A 4173-nucleotide genomic window follows, 5' to 3' on the forward strand; every position below is an offset into this window, starting at 1 on the left:
TATGCGCGGAAAGTGAACATGTACCACGCCGGTTCGTGGATCTTCGCGGCGCACAACGATCTCTTCTGCCCCCACATGCACTAACTCACCCACGACCGGATCAACGCCATAGTCGGTCGCAGCAACGCTCACCTGCTGGCCTTGATTAAAGCCGCAGTTGTTATCGAACTCAGGCAAAGCGACAGGCTCTGCGCTTTTGGCAACGTCCAGCGCTTGCTCCGCGCTCATGTCTGTCGGTGAGCCTTCACCCACATCCAGAACCCGAGCCAACCACGCAGAAACCGCCGGATAAGTATCGACCAAGGGCGCCGTCACCGCTGTGCCTTTGAGGAACCACAGCGAATGTGCCAACGCAAAGTCGGCTATGGACGGTTCGCCAAACAGGTAGTCCCCTTGCCCATGTTGCAATTGCTGCTCAAGGCGAGCCATCAGCACTGGCAATTGCAACTTGGCTTGGGCTAACGGTAAGCGGGTTGCAGTGCCGCCACTGAATAATCCCGCACGATCCGCCACAAAAGCCTTGATCGCTTCGGGTGAAAGCTTGGAAAACCGCACAGCCACCGACTCAGGTTGAAACACCAGACTGACCGCATGTTGAAACAGCTCAGCGTCAGCCCATGCGGCAAACGTGCTCACCACCAGTTCCTTGCCCAATGGAAACAACGCTGGCGTCGACTTTTCTTGCTCTAAGCGGCGGGCAATTAATGCGGTATCGCAGTAAATATCCGCCCCGACTTGCAACACAGGGGTTTTGCGGTAACCACCGGTCAGCGCAATCAAATCAGGCTTTGGCATCATCGCTGGGATAAGTACTGAGTGCCAAGAAAGCCCTTTAAAGCCCAGCAACAGGCGAGTTTTTTTAGCGAAAGGGGACGTTGGGTAATGGTGAAGAATCAATCCAGACATTCTTTAATCCGTCAGTCATGTAGGAATCGTCAACCTGGAGCCTGATGAGCTCACTTGCAGGCACTGAGCCATCTGACTGTTTACCAGGCACTCTTTTGCGCTTTTCTTGAGCTTTTTGATTAGCCGCTCCTGACGCAAGGCTTCGCCTTTATCGGGCCAGGACTCGATATACACTAGCGCCATAGCAGGGCTGGAGGCAAAGAAGCGCGCTCCTTTACCGCTCTGATGCTGGGCAAAACGTCGCACTGGATCATCGCTGATTCCGCAATACAGCGAACCATTGGCAGCCCGCACCAAATACACATACCAAGGCTTGGCCACTTGAACCGACGCCTCTGAAGAGTTGCTAACGCTTGTCACACTTATTCCTTAACGCCCGGCTTGGTAGGCTTTAAGCCCCTTTTGGGCTTGGGCACGAATAGCGTTTTTGACCAATGGCGTCCACCCCAGCAACGTGCCTTTGGCACCGAGCGCTTGGCGCGACCAGCGCCACAGATCAAAGTGATCGTGATGTTCGCAAATTTTGCCGTCGCGAAAGACAAACCGAGCGTGAATGTCGTTAACCACCGTATTACCCGTTTGACTAAACAGATACGTGGCCACCCAGTGAGCGCTGCCGTGCTGCCCATCCGCCTGAACCTGATCGAAGGTCAGGCTGAACTGCTTGGCCCGCGATGTCAGCATCCGCCACATGTCGGTGGCATTGTGGCCGCGTAACTCACCAAACACTGGGTCGCTGAACAGCACGTCATCGGTGTAGCACTCGCCCATCGCTTGCGCATCACACCGTGCAAACGCCTGATAAAAATGCGTGATTAACGCTTGATGGTCTTGGCTCATTGCAGGGTCCGTGCTTAATCGAATCTAGGCACAATAATCTGCAATGAACCGAAACACTACGGGCTTTGGATCTTCTCACTCTGAACGTTCACATACAGCGCACGCCCCGCCCCCAGCCCGGCAACAATGGCACACAGACCAATCACCGCAAAAATCCAACCTAAAGCGTCCCAACCGCCGGTCATTTCATGCACCACACCCACCGCCAGTGGTCCGAGTGAGGCGAGGGTGTAACCAACACCTTGGGCCATACCCGACAGGTTGGCCGCGACATGCGCGTCACGCGAGCGCAACACAATCAAGGTCAGCGCCAAGCTAAACGCACCACCCTGCCCCAACCCCAGCACAATTGCCCAGATCCACAGCTGCTCCATCGGTGCGTACAGACAACCAAACAACCCGGCCAACGTCATGCCCATCACCAGCACGATAGCCAAACGCTGATCCTTGCCGCGTGTTGCCAACCAAGGCGCTGTTAGCGCAGTGGCCAACTGCACAATGACCGAGCCCGACATCACTAGCCCAGCTTGGGTCGGCGTTAAGCCACGCCCAATCAGAATGGAAGGGAGCCAGCCGAAAACAATGTAGGACAACGACGATTGCAGGCCCATGTAGAGCGTTACTTGCCAAGCCAGACGATCACGCAAAAGCCCCTGCACCCGATAAGCGACGTTGTGCGCGCCTTGGCGCTTACCCGCCTGTGGCAGCCAGAAAATTGCCGCCAGCAAAGCCGGTAGCGCCCAAAAACCCAGGCCCATAGCCCAGCTATCGCCTAGATAGTGACTCAACGGAACGGTGGCACCCGCGGCCAAAGCTGCGCCCAAGCACAATGCCATGGTGTAGACGCCAGTCATGGTGCCCGCATGCCCGGCAAAATCACGCTTGATAATCCCCGGCAGTAAGACGCCGATCACTCCAATACTGGCGCCTGCCAAAATGCTTCCGGCGAATAAACCGACTTCCCCAAAGCAACTGCGCACTACAATCCCGACGCCCAACGTCAGAAGGATCCCGAGTACCACCCGCTCAGTCCCAAATCGCCTGGCCAGAATCGGTGCTAAGGGTGCAAACAACCCAAGACACAGCACGGGTAGCGTAGTCAGTAGGCCGGCTTGCGCCGCCGACAAACCCAAGCTGTCCGATACCACGCCCAGCAACGGTGCCACGCTCGACAGCGCCGGACGCAAGTTCAACGCCACCAACACCAAGCCCAACAGCAATAACCAAGGGCGCACTAGCACCGGTGGCGTCGGTTGATCTGGCTGGTCATCCACTTCAGCGTCGATCAGTAATTCTTCCCATTCATCCAGATGACGGACAGGTTCAGTGCTGGCTGACGAGGGATGGTTCATTGCCTTCTCCGGCTCAAGGTTCATTGATCAACGTCCGGCAAAGCGCCATAGCCCGTTGCGGGTCTTGTTGTTTGACGGCCTCCAATAGCTCGATGTGCAGGTCAAATACCGATTGGCGACGCGGATAAATATCCAAGGTCTTGCGTAGATGGTTGGAGACAATGCTCGAGGTGTAGCGGTACAGCTCACTCAACGCCGGATTGTGCGCGGCGTCGATCAAGTGCTGATGAAACTGCAAGTCACAGCAAATATAGGTGTCGAGTTCGCCGTGATAATGCTGGCCGCTGAGGTCGAGTGCCTGCTGCATCAGCCGCAGGTCCTCATCGGTACGGCGCAAAGCCGCCAGACCAACGGCCTCAACCTCAAGGATATGGCGCATCTCACGCACTTGATCCATCGAGCAGCCAGTCAAGGTGCGCAAGCTGTCCATCGGATCGGCCCGAGCGCGCAAATAACTGCCGTCGCCCTGACGAATCTCAATCAGCCCAGCAAATACCAACACCCGCATGGCTTCACGCACCGTGTTGCGGCTGATGCCCAGCTCTGCCGCTAACTCCGGTTCGGTCGGCAAACGCTGGCCGACCTCCCAGGCACCTTGGTTGATTCGCGCGCGTAGTTGCTCAAGGGCCTGATCGACCAAAGAACGTTTCATCAATGGAGACGCGTCTGTCATGTAATTAGTCCTGTCATCCAATCATAGGATGAATTTTCTTACATGCTAGTCAGCGCCTTGAACAACTTCAATCAACTTCAGATTAAAGACCTATCCAAACACCACGCGCAGAGCTGCCGCAGGCTGCGATCTTTTGCTTTTAAAGATCAAAAGATCGCAGCCTGCGGCAGCTCCTACAGGGGGATGTTGGGTATTTCGTGATCGCGGTTGTGACATACCCGTTGAAGCCGTTACGGCCTTGCTTCTGCTTCACGTAGGAGCTGCCGAAGGCTGCGATCTTTAATGCAAAATCTGGTTCAAAAACAGTTTGGTCCGGTCGTTTTGCGGGTTGTCGAAGAAGTCATTCGGCGCGGCCTGTTCGACGATTTCCCCCTTGTCCATAAAGATCACCCGGTTAGCCAC

General features: G+C 55.8%; 5 protein-coding genes and 1 pseudogene. All 6 read right to left on the reverse strand.

What is annotated here, in order from left to right; all coding sequences use genetic code 11:
* A partial coding sequence (locus AQS70_RS07890; protein ID WP_055102307.1) for a glutathione S-transferase family protein occupies positions 1–906 on the reverse strand: 906 nt, incomplete at its 3' end.
* A 15-nt stretch (positions 907–921) separates the two neighbouring features.
* Positions 922–1266, reverse strand: coding sequence for a GIY-YIG nuclease family protein (locus AQS70_RS07895; RefSeq protein ID WP_055102308.1), 345 nt, complete (start codon positions 1264–1266; stop codon positions 922–924).
* Between the two features lie 9 nt (positions 1267–1275).
* Positions 1276–1746, reverse strand: coding sequence for a nuclear transport factor 2 family protein (locus tag AQS70_RS07900; RefSeq protein WP_055102309.1), 471 nt, complete (start codon positions 1744–1746; stop codon positions 1276–1278).
* A gap of 56 nt (positions 1747–1802) precedes the next feature.
* Positions 1803–3122 carry a CynX/NimT family MFS transporter gene (locus AQS70_RS07905; RefSeq protein WP_082428064.1) on the reverse strand — a complete coding sequence of 440 codons (1320 nt, stop codon included), beginning with the start codon at positions 3120–3122 and terminating at the stop codon, positions 1803–1805.
* Positions 3112–3771 carry a FadR/GntR family transcriptional regulator gene (locus AQS70_RS07910; RefSeq protein ID WP_055102311.1) on the reverse strand — a complete coding sequence of 220 codons (660 nt, stop codon included), beginning with the start codon at positions 3769–3771 and terminating at the stop codon, positions 3112–3114. The genes AQS70_RS07905 and AQS70_RS07910 overlap by 11 nt, the downstream gene beginning before the upstream one ends.
* Before the next feature lie 279 nt (positions 3772–4050).
* Positions 4051–4173 (reverse strand): annotated as a pseudogene (gene glnQ / locus AQS70_RS23205) (glutamine ABC transporter ATP-binding protein GlnQ); the annotation flags it as partial.

The sequence above is a fragment of the Pseudomonas endophytica genome, assembly GCF_001411475.1.
Lineage (GTDB): Bacteria > Pseudomonadota > Gammaproteobacteria > Pseudomonadales > Pseudomonadaceae > Aquipseudomonas > Aquipseudomonas endophytica.

Coding starts and splice junctions, on each gene's coding strand:
- AQS70_RS07900 (WP_055102309.1), bottom strand. CDS start 1,746: ATGAGCCAAGACCATCAAGCGTTAATCACGCATTTTTATCAGGCGTTT.
- AQS70_RS07910 (WP_055102311.1), bottom strand. CDS start 3,771: ATGACAGACGCGTCTCCATTGATGAAACGTTCTTTGGTCGATCAGGCC.
- AQS70_RS07905 (WP_082428064.1), bottom strand. CDS start 3,122: ATGAACCTTGAGCCGGAGAAGGCAATGAACCATCCCTCGTCAGCCAGC.